The 18,896-nt window shown below is 31.8% G+C and carries 20 protein-coding genes; 14 read left to right on the top strand and 6 right to left on the bottom strand.

Annotated features, from left to right (window positions below):
* The first annotated feature begins 21 nt into the window (after positions 1-21).
* From D1817_00915 to D1817_00925, 3 genes are read left to right on the top strand one after another with little or no spacing between them, the layout of a single operon-like run.
* Positions 22-255 carry a ferrous iron transport protein A gene (locus D1817_00915; GenBank protein ID AXT18477.1) on the top strand — a complete coding sequence of 78 codons (234 nt, stop codon included), beginning with the start codon at positions 22-24 and terminating at the stop codon, positions 253-255.
* Positions 248-2,341 (top strand): ferrous iron transport protein B, encoded by a 2,094-nt coding sequence (gene feoB, locus D1817_00920; protein ID AXT18478.1) that lies wholly within the window; start codon positions 248-250, stop codon positions 2,339-2,341. Before D1817_00915 ends, feoB begins: the two co-directional genes overlap by 8 nt.
* A gap of 38 nt (positions 2,342-2,379) precedes the next feature.
* Positions 2,380-2,517: a FeoB-associated Cys-rich membrane protein gene (locus D1817_00925; GenBank protein ID AXT18479.1), complete on the top strand. Its 138-nt coding sequence runs from the start codon at positions 2,380-2,382 to the stop codon at positions 2,515-2,517.
* Here the strand turns inward: D1817_00925 and D1817_00930 are convergent.
* Complete coding sequence (locus D1817_00930; protein ID AXT18480.1) at positions 2,514-4,547, bottom strand: S9 family peptidase; 2,034 nt, start codon at positions 4,545-4,547, stop codon at positions 2,514-2,516. The genes D1817_00925 and D1817_00930 overlap by 4 nt on opposite strands.
* A gap of 125 nt (positions 4,548-4,672) precedes the next feature.
* Here D1817_00930 and D1817_00935 point away from each other — a divergent pair, with 125 nt between their 5' ends.
* The 7 genes from D1817_00935 to D1817_00965 are packed head-to-tail and all read left to right on the top strand — an operon-like array spanning position 4,673 to position 11,899.
* Positions 4,673-5,332, top strand: a complete 660-nt coding sequence (locus D1817_00935) for a metal-dependent transcriptional regulator (protein ID AXT18481.1) — start codon at positions 4,673-4,675, stop codon at positions 5,330-5,332.
* A complete protein-coding gene (locus D1817_00940; GenBank protein ID AXT18482.1) occupies positions 5,319-7,580 on the top strand; it encodes a TonB-dependent receptor in 2,262 nt (753 codons plus the stop codon). The genes D1817_00935 and D1817_00940 overlap by 14 nt, the downstream gene beginning before the upstream one ends.
* Position 7,581: 1 nt before the next feature.
* Positions 7,582-8,496, top strand: coding sequence for a manganese transporter (locus D1817_00945; GenBank protein ID AXT18483.1), 915 nt, complete (start codon positions 7,582-7,584; stop codon positions 8,494-8,496).
* Positions 8,493-9,230, top strand: coding sequence for a metal ABC transporter ATP-binding protein (locus D1817_00950; protein AXT18484.1), 738 nt, complete (start codon positions 8,493-8,495; stop codon positions 9,228-9,230). Before D1817_00945 ends, D1817_00950 begins: the two co-directional genes overlap by 4 nt.
* Entirely contained in the window at positions 9,230-9,628 is a 399-nt protein-coding gene (locus D1817_00955) for a hypothetical protein (GenBank protein AXT18485.1), read from the top strand. Before D1817_00950 ends, D1817_00955 begins: the two co-directional genes overlap by 1 nt.
* The gene (locus D1817_00960) at positions 9,619-10,746 is read left to right on the top strand and encodes a metal ABC transporter permease (protein ID AXT18486.1); all 1,128 of its coding nucleotides are present in this window, start codon (positions 9,619-9,621) and stop codon (positions 10,744-10,746) included. The genes D1817_00955 and D1817_00960 overlap by 10 nt, the downstream gene beginning before the upstream one ends.
* Complete coding sequence (locus D1817_00965) at positions 10,739-11,899, top strand: metal ABC transporter permease (GenBank protein AXT18487.1); 1,161 nt, start codon at positions 10,739-10,741, stop codon at positions 11,897-11,899. Before D1817_00960 ends, D1817_00965 begins: the two co-directional genes overlap by 8 nt.
* Positions 11,900-11,930: 31 nt before the next feature.
* Here the strand turns inward: D1817_00965 and D1817_00970 are convergent, their stop codons facing one another.
* Positions 11,931-12,461: a nuclear transport factor 2 family protein gene (locus D1817_00970; protein AXT18488.1), complete on the bottom strand. Its 531-nt coding sequence runs from the start codon at positions 12,459-12,461 to the stop codon at positions 11,931-11,933.
* A 238-nt stretch (positions 12,462-12,699) separates the two neighbouring features.
* Positions 12,700-13,401: a molecular chaperone DjiA gene (locus D1817_00975; GenBank protein AXT21193.1), complete on the bottom strand. Its 702-nt coding sequence runs from the start codon at positions 13,399-13,401 to the stop codon at positions 12,700-12,702.
* A gap of 270 nt (positions 13,402-13,671) precedes the next feature.
* Here D1817_00975 and D1817_00980 point away from each other — a divergent pair, with 270 nt between their 5' ends.
* The 4 genes from D1817_00980 to D1817_00995 all read left to right on the top strand — a co-directional run bounded on the left by D1817_00980 (position 13,672) and on the right by D1817_00995 (position 16,042).
* Complete coding sequence (locus D1817_00980) at positions 13,672-14,082, top strand: BrxA/BrxB family bacilliredoxin (GenBank protein ID AXT18489.1); 411 nt, start codon at positions 13,672-13,674, stop codon at positions 14,080-14,082.
* Positions 14,083-14,192: 110 nt separating this feature from the next.
* Positions 14,193-14,600, top strand: coding sequence for a hypothetical protein (locus D1817_00985; protein AXT18490.1), 408 nt, complete (start codon positions 14,193-14,195; stop codon positions 14,598-14,600).
* A 55-nt stretch (positions 14,601-14,655) separates the two neighbouring features.
* Positions 14,656-15,393 (top strand): 1-acyl-sn-glycerol-3-phosphate acyltransferase, encoded by a 738-nt coding sequence (locus D1817_00990; GenBank protein ID AXT18491.1) that lies wholly within the window; start codon positions 14,656-14,658, stop codon positions 15,391-15,393.
* Positions 15,386-16,042: an HD domain-containing protein gene (locus D1817_00995; GenBank protein AXT18492.1), complete on the top strand. Its 657-nt coding sequence runs from the start codon at positions 15,386-15,388 to the stop codon at positions 16,040-16,042. The genes D1817_00990 and D1817_00995 overlap by 8 nt, the downstream gene beginning before the upstream one ends.
* Here D1817_00995 and D1817_01000 read toward each other — a convergent pair whose 3' ends face one another.
* The 3 genes from D1817_01000 to D1817_01010 form a co-directional block, all read right to left on the bottom strand.
* Positions 16,043-17,302, bottom strand: a complete 1,260-nt coding sequence (locus tag D1817_01000; GenBank protein AXT18493.1) for a sigma-70 family RNA polymerase sigma factor — start codon at positions 17,300-17,302, stop codon at positions 16,043-16,045.
* Positions 17,303-17,365: 63 nt separating this feature from the next.
* Positions 17,366-17,713: a hypothetical protein gene (locus D1817_01005; protein AXT18494.1), complete on the bottom strand. Its 348-nt coding sequence runs from the start codon at positions 17,711-17,713 to the stop codon at positions 17,366-17,368.
* Positions 17,714-17,779: 66 nt separating this feature from the next.
* Positions 17,780-18,853, bottom strand: coding sequence for a PA0069 family radical SAM protein (locus D1817_01010; protein ID AXT18495.1), 1,074 nt, complete (start codon positions 18,851-18,853; stop codon positions 17,780-17,782).
* Positions 18,854-18,896 lie beyond the last annotated feature (43 nt).

Below are 18,896 nucleotides of genomic sequence, written 5' to 3' on the forward strand. Positions count from 1 at the left end.
TTAAAATTATTCTAAATAAGAATGGGGTTTACTATAGCCGATTTAAAAAAGGGAGAACGCGCAATAATTAAAGATATTTCTTCAGATCATATTCCTCTAAAACTTCTTGAGATGGGGTGTTTACCAGGTAATGAAGTAGAGCTTGTTCAGGTTGCTCCATTTTCAGATCCTATGTATCTTAACGTAAACGGAAGTCATTTAGCCATCCGAAAAGAAACAGCTGCATTAATACAAATAGAAGCAATACATGAGTAAACAAATTAATGTTGCTTTAATTGGAAATCCAAATACAGGTAAAACTTCTGTGTTTAATGCACTTACAGGTTTAAATCAAAAAGTTGGGAATTATCCAGGCATTACAGTCGAAAAAAAAGAAGGTGTTTGTAAATTGCCTAAGGGTGTTAAAGCTCATATTTTAGATTTACCAGGGACCTATAGTTTAAACGCTTCGTCTTTAGATGAGAATGTTGTTATTGAGCTTCTTTTAAACAAAAACGATAAAGATTTTCCTGAAGTTGCAGTAATCGTAAGTGATGTTGAAAATTTAAAACGAAACCTACTTCTTTTTACACAAATTAAAGATCTAGAAATTCCTACAATTCTGGCAATTAATATGTCGGATGTTATGAAACAAAAGGGAATTTCATTAAATATTCCGCTTTTAGAAGCAAAATTAAATACCAAAATTGCACTAATTAGTACGCGCAAAAATAATGGTATTCAAGATTTAAAAGATCTGATTTCTAATTATAGAGAACTTTCTACAGAACCGTGTTTAGACACTTCGATCATAGATACTAATTATTTTGATCGATTAAAAAAAGCCTTTCCTAATCAGCAGTTATATAAGCTTTGGTTGGTAATTACTCAAGATGTGAACTTTGGAAAAATGACACGTCAGGAATTGGATGTCTCTCAATTTAGAACAAAATCTGATACAGAACTCAAGCGTCTTCAACAAAAAGAAACCATAAAGCGTTATCAATTTATTAATAACGTTTTAAAAGATGGGCAAACTATTGACGCATCAAAAGCAACAGGGTTAAGAGCTAAGTTCGATCGTATTCTTACTCATAAAGTTTGGGGTTATCTTATCTTTTTTGTCATTTTATTGACCATTTTCCAAGCCATTTACGATTGGGCAAGTGTTCCTATGGATTTTATTGATGCTCAATTTGCAGTCTTATCAGATTGGGTTAAACACACCCTTCCAGAAGGTGTATTTACTAATCTTATTGCCGAAGGTATTATCGCTGGAATTGGTGGTGTTGTTATTTTTATACCTCAGATTGCATTTTTATTTCTCTTTATTGCTGTTTTAGAAGAGAGCGGTTATATGAGTCGTGTTGTATTTTTAATGGATCGCGTAATGCGTCGCTTTGGTCTTAGTGGAAAAAGTGTGGTTCCTCTTATTTCTGGTACTGCTTGTGCGATTCCTGCTGTTATGGCAACTCGTAATATTGAAAGCTGGAAAGAGCGTCTAATTACTATTTTAGTAACTCCATTTACCACATGCTCGGCAAGGTTACCTGTTTATTTAATTATTATTGCCCTTGTTATTCCAGAAGGTAGATTTTTAGGACTAAGCTATCAAGCATTAACTTTGATGCTCTTATATTTAATAGGATTTGGAATGGCTGTGTTTTCGGCTTATATTTTAAATAGAATTCTAAAAATAAAAAGTAGATCCTTTTTTGTGATCGAAATGCCAAGTTATAAATTACCGCTCTTAAAAAATGTAAGTTTAGCTGTGCTTGAAAAAACAAAAACCTTTGTTTTTGAAGCTGGACGTATTATTTTAACTATTTCTATTATTATATGGGGATTAGCGTCTTATGGTCCGACCGAATCATTTACTAATGCTGAAGCTATAGTTATTGCTGAACATCCTGAGTTAAATGGTATGGCTTTAGAAGATGAAATCGCATCGCATAAACTTGAGCACTCTTTTATAGGTATTATAGGGAAAACTATTGAGCCTGCTATAAGGCCATTAGGTTACGATTGGAAAATAGGAATAGGGATTGCCACTTCTTTTGCTGCTCGCGAGGTATTTGTAGGCACATTGGCAACCATTTATAGTGTGGGTAGTGCAGATGAAGATGAAGATACTATAAAAAACAGAATGGCTTCTGAAGTATATAGTGATGGTGCAAAGGTATTTACCTTTGCTTCAGGGATATCTCTCTTATTATTTTATGCCTTTGCAATGCAATGCATGAGTACATTGGCTATTGTAAAACGTGAAACTAATAGTTGGAAATGGCCGATAATACAGCTTGTAAGCATGACCACTATCGCTTATATTGCTGCATTAGTTGCATTTCAATTCTTAAAATAATATTGTAAATTTGTAGTTCAAGAAACGACCAAGATAGTATGAATGATCTTATACAAAACATCCTAGTCTTAATAACCATTGGTTATGCCACTTGGGTTTTGATTCGTAAATTTTTCTGGAAACCAAAACAAAAAACTACAAAAGCTTGTGGGGAAGATGGTTGTGGGTGTCATTAATGATATCGTCGTAGCCAAGCTAATGTGTGCACTACTTTACTAATTAAATTACTTGGTCTACTTGCAATTCCATGAGAAGCTTCAGGAATTTCAACTAAAACGGTTTCGATCTTTCTTAGTTTTAAAGCGTGATACAATTGTTTCGCCTCACTTGGCGGTGTACGCAAATCATTCATTCCTACCATAACCATTGTAGGGGTTTCGATATTACCAACTATAGATAAAGGTGAAAATTTCCAATAGTTCTCAAAATTTTCCCAAGGTTGCCCTGGGTAACGCGTATTTGCATATCCATAATAATTATCAGCTACCAGAGTTTTACTAATCCAATTCATTACTGGCTTAGCAACAACAGCTGCTCTAAAACGATTATTTTTCCCTATCATCCAAGCAGTCATTATACCACCAGCACTACCACCAGTAACATACAGTTTATCATTATCTACAATTCCTTTTTCAACAAGATAATCTACACCATCCATAACATCATTATAATCTTGACCCGGATAGTTATTTTTTAATAAATTACCAAACTCTTCGCCATAACTAGTACTTCCTCTAGGATTGGGGTAAAATACAACATAACCATCTGCAGCATATAATTGTATTTCCGCTGTAAATCGATCTCCATAATTTAAAATTGGTCCTCCATGATTTTCTACAAGTAATGGGTATTTTTTAGTAGCATCATAAAATGGTGGTTTTACGATCCACCCTTGAATATCACGTCCATCAAAAGATGATTTATACCAAACCTCTTCGGTAATACCTAACTGACGATTGCCTAATATGTCTCCATTTAAGTTTGTTAACAATCTTGGCTCTTTTTTATCTTTAACAATAGCCAATTCTGAAGGGTACTCTGGTCTTGATTGTGTGTATACCAAAATTCCATCAGTAGAAATAGAATATCCTCCTGAAGCATATGGTCTTCCTATTGTTGTACCTCCAACATTATCTGCAAGCCTAGTGATTTTTCCTGAAGTTGTAATATAACCTACTTTAGAATTCCCCTTATCGTCATACATAAAATAAAGTCCTTTACCCGAACTATCCCAAGAAATATTTGATACACTTTCATCTAAATTAGAAGATATGATCTTACGTTTACTCCCATCTGTATTCATTAAATGTAATACTGTATTTTGATGATCCTGAACACGATCTAAATAACCTAAAAATGCCACTTTCTCACCATCAGGAGATACTTTAGGGCTATGATCTGGTCCATCTTGACTTGTAAGTGTTGTAATTTTTTTTGAATCTAAATTTACTTTATACACTTCACTATTTCTAAATCTGTATTGCCAGTCATCAACTCGATTTCCTGAAAAATATAATTCTTTTCCATCGGGCGAAAATGATAAACTTCCGTTATGATTATAATTTCCATTTGTTAATTGTCTAGGGGAACCCCCTTCTGCTGGAATTGTAAAAACGTGCGTAAATCCAGGTTCTATATAACCAACACCATCAGCTTCATGTTTTAATCTATCTGTAATTCTAGGTGCTCCAGCCCATTTTGCTCCTTTAGGCTTTGATGGTAATTGAGCAATTATTGGTGCTTTTTCGGGAACAAACATCGTAAACGCCAATTGTTTTCCATCTCTAGACCAAGTTAAATTTCCTGGGGATTTCTCTAATTGTGAAAGCTTTGCAATTTGTTGTGAACTTACCCAATACATATATAATTCTGAACCTTCATCTGTTGAACTTACAAAAGCAATCCTATCTCCAGAAGGTGACCATTTTGCCTGTGATTCACTAATCTCTCTTGAAGTTAATTTTCTGTGAGAAGAGCCATCTGCATTAATAACCCAAAGATGGCCTTTAGAACGATCTTCCATAATATCGTATCCATTTCGTCTGTACACGACCTGATTACCGTTTGGAGAAATCTGGGGGTTAGATGCCCATTCTAATTCAAAAACATCTAAAGGTTGAAAAGGTATTTTATTATTCTGACTTTTTACATATTGTACACTTATTAATATAAAAAAGATAGTTACATAACGAGTCGCCAAGTTCATACAGCAAAATTTAAAATTAAGCTACTAATGTAATAATTCTAGTTGATTCTTGTATAGAATTAAATATTTTAGTTACATTTGAAAAAAATTTAAGTATACTTAAAAATTAATTAAAGCAATTAAAAATGTCTGTAGCAATTGAGAATTTTGTAAAAGCAATTTACAATAATGATGATAATGATAGCAATAACACTAAACCTGGTAGCATAGCTAAAAAACTAGGTATTTCTAATGCTGCAGCTACAGATATGGCTAAGAAATTAGCCCTTAAAGATTTATTACATTATCAAAAATATCAAAAACTAGAATTAACCGAAAAAGGTGAGAAAATGGCACTTAATGTCATTCGTAAACATCGTTTATGGGAAGCGCTTTTATTTAAAATGTTTGATATGTCCATGCATGAAATACATCGTGAAGCAGAATTACTAGAACATCAAACTTCTAATTTTTTAGCTGATAAAATTAGTGCGTATTTAGGTGATCCAAAATTTGATCCACATGGTGATCCCATTCCTAATGCTAATGGGGAAATCACAACTAAAGACACCTCTATAGCATTAACAAATACAAAAGAAGGGAGAACTTATATCATTTCAAGATTAGTAAGCGACGACAAAGAATTCTTTGATTTTTGTGGGCAAAACGGATTAAAATATGGAAATGTCATTAGTGTTTCTAAACAATTTAGCAATAATAAAATGACACAAATAATAATTAACAATAATACAATTTTACTTAATCAAGATTTTACAAAAATCATCTATGTCAATGAAATTAATTAATTACACAAAAACTACAGTAGTAATTATTGCACTATTAGCTTTTAAAACAATTATAGCCCAACAAACTGGTAGTATAAAGGGCACAGTAACCTTAGATAACAAACCTGTATTAGGTGCAAACATATATTTGAAATCTAACACAAGCATAGGTGTCACAACAAATTTTGATGGAACATATGCTTTAGAAACTTTACCAGTAGGAGAACAAACTATTGCATTTGCTTATATTGGAGCGGACGTTATCTATAAAAAAATAATTATAAAAACTGGTGAAATTATAGCTTTAGATACTAATTTAATTTCAAATATCTCATTACAAGAAGTAGTAGTTTCTGTACCTGGTTCTAAGCTCCAAAAAGATTTGGTAGTAAATGTTGAAAAACAACAACTTGCCGATATTAACTCTTCTACTTCAAATACTTTAGCAGAGAGTATTACCAATTTAAATGGTGTATCTCAAAATAGTACTGGTAATAGTATTGGAAAGCCTGTGATTAGAGGGCTTACAAGTAATCGTGTAGTTACCTACGCACAGGGTACCCGTATTGAAAATCAGCAATGGGGTGGTGAGCATGGTCTTGGAGTAAGCAGTACTGGTGTTAAAAGTGTTGAAGTTATTAAAGGTCCTGCTTCATTGCTATACGGTTCTGATGCTATTGGAGGCGTGCTCTATTTTGTAGAAGAAGATTTTACAGAAAAACCTGTAGAAGGTATTGTTGAGACGGGTTTCTTTTCAAATACCTCAACTTCACAAAACAGAGCAGGTGTTAAAACTAAGACTGGAGGTTTTAGGTTTAATTTTTATGGTGGATTTACCTCTGCTGGGGATTATACATTACCTGATGATGTTCAACTTGATGGAGATCGTGTATTTAATACTCGTTTTGACGAAAAAAGTATAAAAGCATCAATTGGTTTAAAAAAAGAAAAAATTACATCAAAGCTTACATACAGTTTTTTAAATAATTTCTTTGGAATTCCAGACAACCCAGAAAATACGCCATTTACTAATGACAATTCTAGAAGTTTTTTACTACCATTTCAAGATGTAACACAACATAATTTGGCTCTAGAAAACAGTTTTAAGTTAGGAAAAGCTAAAGTTAATGTTATTCTCGGTTATGCTGAAAATGACAGACAAGAGTTTAATGAAGTCGACACAGAACCAGATTTACACCTCAATTTGGATGTTTATAGCTATAACGTTAGAGTTTCAGATCTTTTAAAAACTTCTTCAAAATTCGATCTTACTTTTGGTGCACAGGGGCTTTTTCAAAATAACGAAAACAGAGGTACTGTATTTTTAATTCCTGATGGAACAAGTAACGAAAATGGGGTTTTTGGGCTATTCAACTTTAAAGCAACAGAGAATTTAAAATTCCAATCTGGATTGCGTTTTGATAGCAAAACAATAACCGCAGAAAGTGTTGAAATTGATGGCGTTACTAATTTTGCAGATTTTGATGAAACATACAATACATTAAATTATTCTTTAGGTGCAAAATATGATGTTAATGATTTTTCATTTCGTTTTAATATAGCTTCAGGATTTAGAGCACCTAATGTTTCTGAATTATTATCTAATGGCGAGCATGGTGGTATTGGTCGTATAGAGGTTGGAGATCAAAATTTAACCAGCGAATCTGCAACACAATTTGATTTTGCTATCAACTATCAAAATAATGGTTTAAAAATTATAGTCAATCCATTTTTAAATATTATTAACGACTACATTTTCATTACTCCAACTGGAGAACGTGGTGAACGTAATCTTCCTATTTTCGCTTATCTTCAAGATGATGCCACGCTCTATGGAGGAGAGTTTAATTTAAACTATCAACCTTATCAATTATCGAAACTAAGCTTTCAGACTGGTATTGCGTTGACCTTTGGAGAAGATAGCAATAATAATCCCTTACCTCTTATCCCCCCTGTAAATTTTAATAGTAGGTTATCGTACGATTTCAATATTGGAAAATCATTAAAGTTAAATAGTGGCTATATACAAGTACTCAATTCTTTAGAACAGAATAGAGTGACTCAAGAAGAATTACCCAACGATGCCTATACGCTGGTTAATCTAGGGTTTTCGGCAACTTATAATTCTTTTCAATTTAATTTTACTGTAAAAAACTTGTTCGATACGGTTTACACAGATCATTTATCTTTACTTAAAACTTTTATTGATGGGTTTGTTATTCCTAATCCAGGAAGAGATATCGTTATGAATTTAAAATATAATTTTTAAAATGAAAAAAGTATTAATTACACTCTCATTAATCACAATTTGTTTTAGTTGTAAAAATCAAAGTAAGGATGCTAACGGAAAATTAGAAGTGGTAACAACAACTTCTATGATTACTGATTTAGTAACTAATATTGGTGGTGAACATATTTCTATTCAAGGATTAATGGGGAGTGGCGTAGATCCACATTTATATAAAGCTAGTGAGGGTGATGTATCTAAACTAGCGAATGCAGATTTAATTTTTTATAACGGAATTCATCTAGAAGGGAAATTAGTTGAAGTTTTTGAAAAAATGCATAGTCAGAATATCAAAACGGAAGCTATTGCAGATGGTATTGATCATAATACATTAATTAGTTCTAGTTTATTTCAAGGAAATTTCGATCCACATATTTGGTTTGATATTCAATATTGGAAAGAAGCTACTCGATTTGTCGTTGCAAAACTATCTGAAGCAGTACCAGAACAAAAAGTAGTTTTTGAATCTAATGGTGAGTTATATATTAAAAAATTAGATGCTTTAGAAGTGAAAATAAAATCAATTATCGCAACACTTCCAGAAGATAAACGCATATTAGTAACAGCACATGATGCTTTTAGTTATTTTGGACGTGCTTACGGGTTTGAGGTAGTTGGCTTACAAGGTTTATCTACTGCAACTGAAGCTGGAGTACAAGATGTACAAAAATTAGCTGCTTTTATTATCGAAAAAAAGATTAAAGCTGTATTTATAGAGAGTTCTGTTCCTAAACGTACGATTGAAGCTTTACAAGCTGCTGTAAACTCTAAAAAAAATGATGTAGAAATTGGAGGCACTTTATATTCAGACGCTTTAGGGAATGCAGGCACAATAGAAGGAACTTATATTGGAATGTTTGAATATAATGTAAACACGATTGTAAACGCCTTGAAATAATGAATAAAATAGCTGTAAAAGTTGACGATTTAACCGTAGCATATAACTACAAGCCTGTACTTTGGGATATCGATTTAGAAATTCCTGAAGGTGTACTGATGGCAATTGTAGGCCCAAATGGTGCTGGAAAATCAACATTAATAAAGTCTATTTTAGGGATATTAAACCCTATAGCTGGTAGTGTAAGTATTTACGATAAGCCTTACGATAAACAACGGTCGCTAGTAGCTTATGTGCCTCAAAAAGGAAGTGTAGACTGGGATTTCCCGACAACAGCGTTAGATGTTGTTATGATGGGAACTTATGGCACATTAGGTTGGATAAAGCGTCCAAAACAAAAAGAGAAAAAAGCAGCACTTGAGGCTTTAGAAAAAGTTGGAATGTTATCTTTTAAAGGCCGTCAGATTAGTCAATTATCTGGAGGGCAACAACAGCGCATATTCTTAGCAAGAGCATTAGTACAAAATGCATCTATCTATTTTATGGATGAGCCTTTTCAAGGTGTAGATGCCACTACTGAAATTGCTATCATTAATATTTTAAAAGAATTACGAAAAGCAGGTAAAACAGTTATTGTAGTACATCACGATTTGCAAACAGTACCTGAATATTTTGACTGGGTGACTTTTTTAAATGTAAAAAAGATTGCCACAGGCCCTGTTAAAGATATCTTTAACGATGATAATTTAACGAAAACCTACGGTATTAATTATAAAGTAAGTGTACAAGAATAATGAACACCATTCAATCCATAGAACTGTTTGTTGCAATAAATTTATCTATAATAGGTTTATCTCATTTTTTACAACCTAAAATCTGGGTAGATTTTTTTACTTATTTGCACTCAAAACAAAATGTAGGGAATATCATTAATGCTCTAATTGCTTTAGGAATGGGATCTATTATTTTAGCGTTTCATTTTATCTGGTCATGGCCAAGGATACTCATTACGCTTTACGGATTATCACAAGTTGTAAAAGCATTACTTTATCTCACATTTCCTTCCGTTGGCATAAAAAGCATGTCGAGAGTTACAATGGAGAAAGCTCATAAATTTAAATGGGCTGGGCTTTTAATGTTTCTTTTATCATCTTCAATTTTTTATAATTTAATTCAAACGTCATCGATTTAAAAGAATATATACAACTCGTTTTTTCTGATTATACACTCAGGACCATTACACTTGGCACTGCCATTCTTGGTGCTGTTTGTGGTATGTTAGGTAGTTTTGCCGTCCTTCGAAAACAAAGCTTATTAGGTGATGCGATTTCTCATGCTGCACTACCTGGAATTGCTATTGCATTTTTAATTACTGGAACAAAAGATAGTAACGTATTATTATTAGGGGCATTGGTTAGCGGGTTAATAGGGACGTTTTGGATTCGAGGTATTATAACCAAAACACATTTAAAATCAGATACTGCTCTAGGGTTGATTTTATCTCTATTCTTTGGATTTGGAATGTTATTACTCACCTTTATTCAAAAACAACCCAATGCAAATCAAGCAGGGTTAGATAAATATTTATTTGGGCAAGCAGCAACTTTAATTGAAAGTGATGTTTGGCTAATGGCTATTGTCACAGGAATTTGTTTACTGATTCTTCTTGTATTTTGGAAAGAATTTAAAATATTGCTTTTTGATGCCGATTATACAAAAACACTTGGATTTAACACGAAGTTCATCGATATTTTAATTACCAGTTTCATTGTACTTGCTATTGTTTTAGGGTTACAAACTGTAGGTGTTGTATTAATGAGTGCTATGTTATTAGCTCCAGCCGCCGCTGCACGACAATGGACAAATAGCTTAGCAACAATGGTTTTTTTAGCAGCCCTTTTTGGAGCATTTTCAGGAGTTTTTGGAACAGCAATTAGTGCCAGTCAAAACAATTTATCTACAGGGCCAGTAATTGTAATTGTAGCTGGTGTATTTGTTTTATTTTCATTTATATTTTCTCCTAGTCGTGGATTACTATTTAAGCAAATTAGATTTATTAAAAACAGGCGTGACTTACAATTACATAAAACCCTAGCGTTTATGCACAATATAGCAGAAACACATGATGATATTTCACATCCACATACTATAAAAATTTTAAACAATTTTCAAGGTTATACTAAAGGGACACTCAAAAAGTTAGTAGATAAAAACTATGTAACGCTTCAAGGCAATATGTGGAGTTTAACAGAAGAAGGGTTTAAAATGGCTTCAAATTTATATAATCAATTAACTAAAAATAATGAGTAGCGCACAGATAGAAATACAAATTATTGCAAGTATTGTAGCCATTGCTTGTGCTATTCCAGGAACGTTTTTAGTACTTCGTAAAATGGCAATGATTAGTGATGCCATTAGTCATTCTATACTTCCTGGTATTGTTGTTGGTTTTTTTATTACACAAGATTTAAATTCACCAGTATTGATTTTATTAGCTGCAGTTACTGGAGTTATTACCGTTATTTTAGTAGAATACATTCAAAAAACAGGACTAGTAAAAGAAGACACAGCTATTGGTTTAGTTTTCCCGATACTTTTTAGCATAGGTGTGATTCTAATCGCTAAAAACGCTAATGATGTTCATTTAGATATTGATGCAGTGTTATTAGGGGAATTAGCTTTTGCACCTTTTGACAGATTAATTATTGCTAGTATTGATATAGGGCCGAAATCGTTATGGATTATTGGTTCTATTCTAATTATTTCCTTAGGACTATTAATTGCATTTTTTAAAGAACTAAAAGTAAGTACGTTTGATGCTGGCTTAGCAGCATCCTTAGGGTTTCCTCCAGTTATAATGCATTATGGTTTAATGACTGTTTCATCGGTTACTACTGTAGGTGCATTTGATGCCGTTGGTGCAATTTTAGTTGTCGCTTTAATGATTGCTCCAGCTGCCACTGCCTATTTGTTAACTACCGATTTAAAGAAAATGTTACTTTACTCTATCTGTTTTGGTGTTTTTAGTGCTATTTCAGGGTATTGGCTAGCACACTGGTTAGACGCATCTATTGCAGGTTCAATTACCACTATGTTAGGCTTGTTATTTTTAACTGTTTATTTATTTGCTCCAGGCAAAGGAATTATTGCAGTATTGTATAGAGAAAAACAGCAGCGTACAGAAGTCTCTTTACTCACATTTTTATTGCATTTACGAAATCATAGCGAGAAAAGTGAACGTCATGTAAATCATCTTAACGAACATATTAATTGGCAAAAAGTACGTTCAAAAACAGTGTTAGATCTAGCACTTAAGAATAATATGATTCTTATTAATGATGATATCGTTTCTTTAACTGAAAAAGGAACATTATTTACTTCTCAAGCTATAGATTATATCATCACTAATGAAGATTCTGAAATTGAACATATGAAAGATGATTTCTTTTTATTTAGAGGATAATCTAATTACTACTCTTAATTTAATGATTGTACTATTCAATAGCATCAGTATCATCGTCAATTTTTACTAACAACGAATCCATCTCTATCCTTTGAAGTTCCATTACTAATTCTGAGCGATCCCAATAACCATATTCTCGTACAATCTTACCATCTACAAACTGGGTTGTTGTGTGTACTGGAATAATAATTTCTTTATTGTTCGCTTTAAGATGTCCTGCCCATAGTCCCCAAAAGTTCACCCAAGTTTTTCCCTGATCATCAATAATCATTTCGTATTCTCGATTTTCATCTTCAAACGCTCTAGTCGAAAAATCAATATCGTTTTTTAAATAATACTCTTGTAAATCTTTTGGTGTAAGAATATCTACTCTAGAATTATGATAAATTTTAGCAGTATCAGCATATCGTAAAGTTAAACTATCCCATTTTTGATAATCATAATCGTTAAGTACTCCTTTAACAATATCAATTTCTGGTGAGTTTTGAGTATATCGTTTTGAATTATTTTGGCAAGAAACGAATACAAGTATTGCTAAACTTAATAACACTAATTTTTTCATGACATTACATTTTAAATTAAAACCTATAACAAAACAAATAGTGGTAGGAGTTCACTATATGTGATTCACATAAAGTTATGTGTTTCATAAAGATACAAAAAAATGTAATATTTATCTATAAATAGAAATTCGTGAAATTATAGTTATAAAAACCTATTTCATATAAAACTAAATCAGTAGTATTATTTTCCTTTGAAGTATTGAAAATTTTGACTATATCTTGTTTCTAATTTTAAAATTAAAACCCTCGTTCTTTTTGCAATCGTTCATAAGCTTCTTGTACTTGTCTGAATTTTTGCTCTGCTCCTTGTTGGTGTTCTTTTCCTAAATGAATCACTTTATCAGGATGATATTTTTTCGCCATTTTACGATATGCTTTTTTAACTTCATCATCAGTAGCAGATTTACTAATTTCTAGGATTTTATAAGCATTCTCACTACTGTTATAAAACATTGCTTTAATACTTTCGAAATCTCTAGAATTAATTCCTAAATAACCAGCTATCGTATAAATCTGACGAACTTCGTCTTCAGTTACCAGTTCATCTGCTTTAGCAATTCCGAATAAAAAATGCATCAATTGTAAACGTGATGGATGATCCATCATTTGTTTAATTTGTAAGCATACTTGTCGTGTAGATATATTTTGTTTCGAAATGTTTTTAAATAACTTAAAAGCATGATTTGCACGTTCGCTACCATACATACTATTAAATTGCTGGCGAACAAAATCTAATTCGCGTTGGTCTTGTTTACCATCGGCTTTAATAATTATAGAAGCTAGAATTAATAAACTTACTTCAAAATCACCAGATTGTGTTTTAGGTTGTTGTTGCGTTCTTGAGCCTCTTGTGTTATAAGCATTTTGTTGGCGCCTACGATATTCTTGGCGTTCTCCAATTAAACGATCTCTATTTCCGCTTGATGCTGAATCAAACATACTTCCTATAGCTAGCCCTATAATTGCACCTATTGGGCCTCCAAAAGACCAACCTAAAGCACCTCCTATCCACTTTGAAAAACTCACGTAAGTAATATATTTTAATTAAGATCAAACCTACACATTTTACTTTTAAAAAGAAAAAATGTATTTAGTAAGTTTTTTAACTCAACCTTTACTATATAGTTAGTAGATTACATAGTTCTTTTGTTACACAATTATGTATCTTTGTAGTCTAATTTTTTTTATAAAATATAAAATTTCAAAAATATGTATCCAGCAGATTTAGTAAAACCTATGCGAGAAGATTTAACCAATGTTGGTTTTGAAGAGTTACAAACTGTTGAAGCTGTAGATGCGGCTTTAACAAAAGAAGGAACAACTCTGGTTGTTGTAAATTCAGTTTGTGGTTGTGCAGCAGCTAATGCACGCCCTGGAGCGCGTTTATCATTGCAAAATGCAAAACGCCCAACTAATTTAGTAACCGTTTTCGCAGGGGTTGATGCAGATGCTACCAATGCAGCAAGAGGTTATATGATTCCGTTTCCACCAAGTTCACCAAGTATAGCTTTATTTAAAGATGGCGAATTGGTGCATATGTTAGAGCGACATCATATTGAAGGTCGTCCAGCTGATTTAATTGCTGAAAACCTTATGGACGCTTATAACGATCATTGCTAAAAATATCTATCTAATTTTTATCAAATAAAGAGTTATGCTTAAAAAGTATAGCTCTTTTTACTTGTTAAGGTTTTGTTAATTTTTTTGTATCTTAGTCAAAAGCGCAAAAAATGAAAACCTACTATAATTATCAGTTTCTTATTATTTTTAGCTTCTTACTTTTCATCAATTGTAATTCAAATGAGGCAGATATATTTGAATCTTCTTTTAATGAAGAACTAGGTATTTTAAATGAATTGCGTATTGATATTCAGACATTAGCACAAACTTCTACCTGCGATTCAAATACTGAATGCCGTTTTATAAATTTAGGTAATAAGCCATGCGGAGGACCTGAAACTTATATTATATACTCAACATCTATAGATACAGAAAAGTTAGAACAAATGGTAGTTTCATTTAACTTAAAACAAAGAATATTTAACGATCGTTGGCAACCGTTATCTTCAAATTGCACATCTCCTAAGCTTCCAATAGGGTTTAATTGTGAGAGGAATACTTGTACACCAATCTTTTAAATAGAAACCTTGTGTCTTTTTTTTACTTTTGTGCTATAAATTGCCAATTTAAAAAATGCAGAAGCTTTTATCTTATCCTCTAACACTTATTTATTTTGTATGCTTCGGATTAATATTACTCATTTTTCACCCTATACAATGGTTATGTTTTAATCTTTTTGGGTACACCCTCCATAAAAAGAGTGTAGATATACTTCAGTTCTTTTTAATGCGAAGTACAAATATTATCGGTACGCGATATAGTTTTAACAATCCTTATCAAATTCCGACAAACAAACCTTTAATTATTGTTGTCAATCATCAAAGTTTATATGATATCCCACCTATTATTTGGTATATGCGCAAACATCATGCTAAATTTATTAGTAAAAAAGAATTAGGAAAAGGCATTCCAAGTGTTTCATATAATTTACGCCATGGAGGATCGGTTTTAATTGACAGGAAAAATGCCAAAGAAGCTGTTAATGCTATACAGGATTTTGCAAAATATATTGAAACAAATAAGCGTGCTGCCGTTATTTTCCCTGAAGGTACTCGCAGCCGTGATGGGAAATCAAAAAAATTTCAATCTAAAGGATTAATAGCTCTTTTTGAAAATATTCCCTCTGCAATCGTAGTACCTATAACTATTAATAACTCATGGAAAATGATACGATATGGTAAGTTTCCTATGGGCTTAGGTACACATATAAAATATACGGTTCACCAACCCATTACTTTAGAAAACCAAGATCATCTTAAGCTTATTGAAACTATTGAACATCAAATTACTGAAGCCATTATAAATGACTAATTCACAACTTATAAATCGCACAAAAGATTTTGTAAAAACTATTTTAAAAGATGCAGAAGGAGGTCATGACTGGTTTCATGTTGAACGCGTATATAACAATACGATGCTTATTGCCAAAAATGAAAATATTAATTTTACTATAGTTACTCTTGCAGCCTTACTACATGATATTGCAGATAGTAAATTTCATAATGGAGATGAAACTATTGGTCCAGAACTAGCACGAGAATTTCTATTTCAACAAAATGTAGATTCAGTAATTATAGAACATGTGATAAAAATTATTGAAAACATATCTTTTAAATCGTCTTTAGAAGGTGAAGAAAAATTTAATTCGCCAGAATTAAGTGTTGTTCAAGACGCAGATCGTTTGGATGCTATTGGTGCTATTGGTATAGCAAGATGTTTTAATTATGGTGGATTTAAAAATAGAGTAATTTACAATCCAGAAGTCATTCCAAATCTTAATATGAGTAAAGTAGAATATAAAGCTTCGACAGCGCCTAGTATTAATCATTTTTATGAAAAACTACTCTTACTTAAAGATAAAATGAATACCAAAACTGGTAAACAAATAGCAATGGAACGTCACCAATTTATGGAATTGTATTTAAAACAGTTTTATGCAGAATGGGAAGGTGAAAAATAACTATTTTAAAGCTTTAATCTTTTTTTTAAGATGTTTTATTTCCATCTCATTTTCAGATAAATCTATTGCTTTCTCTAAAGCCATTTTAGAGAGTTTATTTTCTTCTAAATCTTTATAAAGTTCTCCTTTTATAGAATAAAAAAGTGTGTTCTTTAATGCATTTGCCTCTGCTTTGTATTTATTTAATGCAATCAATCCTTTTTGAGCGCCATAAAGTTTATAATAAGGTATAATTCTATTCAACCCTATAATTGGAGAGTATTGATGTTTTAATTGTAAATCATATAAATATAAAATGCTTTTCCAATCTGTTTTATTGAATGTTTTAGCAGTGCAATGATAATATGATATTGCTGCTTGTAAATAATAAGAAGATGGAAAAATATTTTTATTAGTAGCCAAATTTAAATGTTTAATTCCTAAAGCAATAAGCTCTTTATCATACTTTAATCTATCTTGGTGTTCTAAGTCTACTAACTCATTAAACGCATTTATTCTTGCTTCAAATCTTGAGGTGTGAAAGCACATTAATGCTATTAAAGCATAAGTTTCTTGAGATTGTTGAATCTTATTTTCTAAAAGAAGTAATCCCAGTCTTATAGCCTCAAAACAAATATCTTTCTTTATAATACTTTCTCCTGAACTTGCTTTATACCCTTCAGAGAACAATAAATAAATTACTTTTAAAACTATATGTATTCGTGAAGATAATCCTAATTCTATAGGGGTTTCTATGGTTTTAACATGTTTTTTAAATTGTTGTTTAGCTCTAGTAAACGATTTGGCAACAGTATCTTCTTTTTTTAATAGTGCTCTTGAAATTTCTTTATTACTAAAACCTCCTATTAGTTTTAAACTCAATATAATTTGATAGTTAATTGATAGTGAAGGGTTACAACATGCAAAAATCATTTTTAATTGATTATCATTAATTGTGTTATTTAAAAAAACATCTTCCTGTTCATCATTTACTTGATCAATCGTTTGATTTAAATTGTTTTGAAGATCACTTTTTTTATCTCTTCTCATCATATCGATGATGTTATTATTAGATACACGAAGCAGCCAAGCCGTGGGGTTATCTGGAATATTTTTATAAGCCCAAACTTGCATAGCTTTTAATAAAGCGTCTTGAACCGCATCTTCAACTTTTTCGATATTAGTAGTCCCAAATCTGTGTATTAAGATTGCTATAATCTTTCCATATTCGTGGCGAAATATATGATCAAGAGCATCATTATTTGTTTTTTGATGATTCATTCTATAAAAATAAAAAAGTCCGAAATAACAATATTCGGACTTTTGCTAAATACCATTGAAGGTTTATATATTCATCGACATTATTTCTCTCACTTCAACATTACCATGATGCTCAAAAATTGGACAGCCTTTTGAAATCTCTACTGCTCCATTTAAATTTTCGGCAGTAACAATCAGATAACCTCCAACAACTTCTGCTCCTTCAGCAAATGGTCCATCAGTAATAATTTCACCTGATTTCTCTACGACTTTACCTTCTTTAGCTAGTGGTAGTCCATCTACCAATTGCCCATTCTCTTTTAATCCTCCCATCCAAGCTCCCCATTTTTGCATATGATCCTGCATTTCCTCTGGTGATTGTTGAATTCTTGCTGCGTCTCCTCCTCTAAATAAAAATAAAAAATTGCTCATAATATTTAAGTTTTAATATATTATTTATAGTAAAGACGAACATTTCTTCTTTTTTTGGACAATTTTTTAAAATAATTTTAATTGTCTATTTTTATATTGCTCATGGAGAGCTAGGTTAAACTCAGGAATCTCTTTATTTTTAAAATATTTTCGCCTTGCCAATTGCATTAACAATGCAATTTGTTCTGCTATTTTACCTTCACCGCTCATTCGTTTTCCAAAACGACTATCATTAAGTTTACCATTATGACAACTTTCTATCTGATGTAACACTTTATCTGCACGATCTGGCATAGTTTTACGAATCCAATCTGTAAAAATTTCACCAATAACTCCATTTAATCTTACAATAGTATGACTAATAGATCTTGCTCCATAATCTGAAGCTGCTTTTGCTAAAGATAAAATTTCATGACTATTGATAGATGGAATTATAGGTGCTAACATTACATTTACTGGAATCCCATTATCACTCAATATCCTTACTGTTTCTAATCTCTTTTTAATAGTAGCTGTACGTGGTTCTAAAACACGTCTAGTATCTTCCAATAATGATGTTATAGATATATTCACTTTTATTAAATTATCTTTTGCAAGTGTTTTTAAAACTTCTAAATCGCGAAGGATTAAAGCATTTTTAGTAATAATACCTACAGGGTGCTTATATTTTAAAAATATTTCAAGACATTGTTTAGTAATCTTAAATCGTTTTTCTGCTGGTTGATAGCAATCTGTATTCCCAGACATTATAATAGGATGTGCCTTCCAAGAGTTTTTTTTTAATTTGTTTTCCAAAAGTTTTGGAGCATCTTTTTTTACCAAAATACGTCGCTCAAAATCCAATCCAGCACTATAGCCCCAAAATTCATGACTATTACGGGCATAGCAATAAATACATCCGTGTTCACAACCTTGATAAGGGTTCATAGAATACAATAGTTTCATATCTGGGCTATCAACCTTATTCACTATGGTTTTAGGAAATACTTCTAAATAACGTGTTGTATTTTTATCAAACACTTCCTGCTCTTTATGGCAAAATTCTAAGAAATCATTTCTAGTTTCGTGGCTGAGTTCAAAGAAACGATTATGCACATTACGTTGTGCTCCTCGTCCTTTAATAGTGGACTTGAAGGTCATAATAATAAAAATAAAGTGTGGAATTACTCTTTAAAATTACTTA

It is taken from the genome of Flavobacteriaceae bacterium (assembly GCA_003443635.1).
Lineage (GTDB): Bacteria > Bacteroidota > Bacteroidia > Flavobacteriales > Flavobacteriaceae > AU392.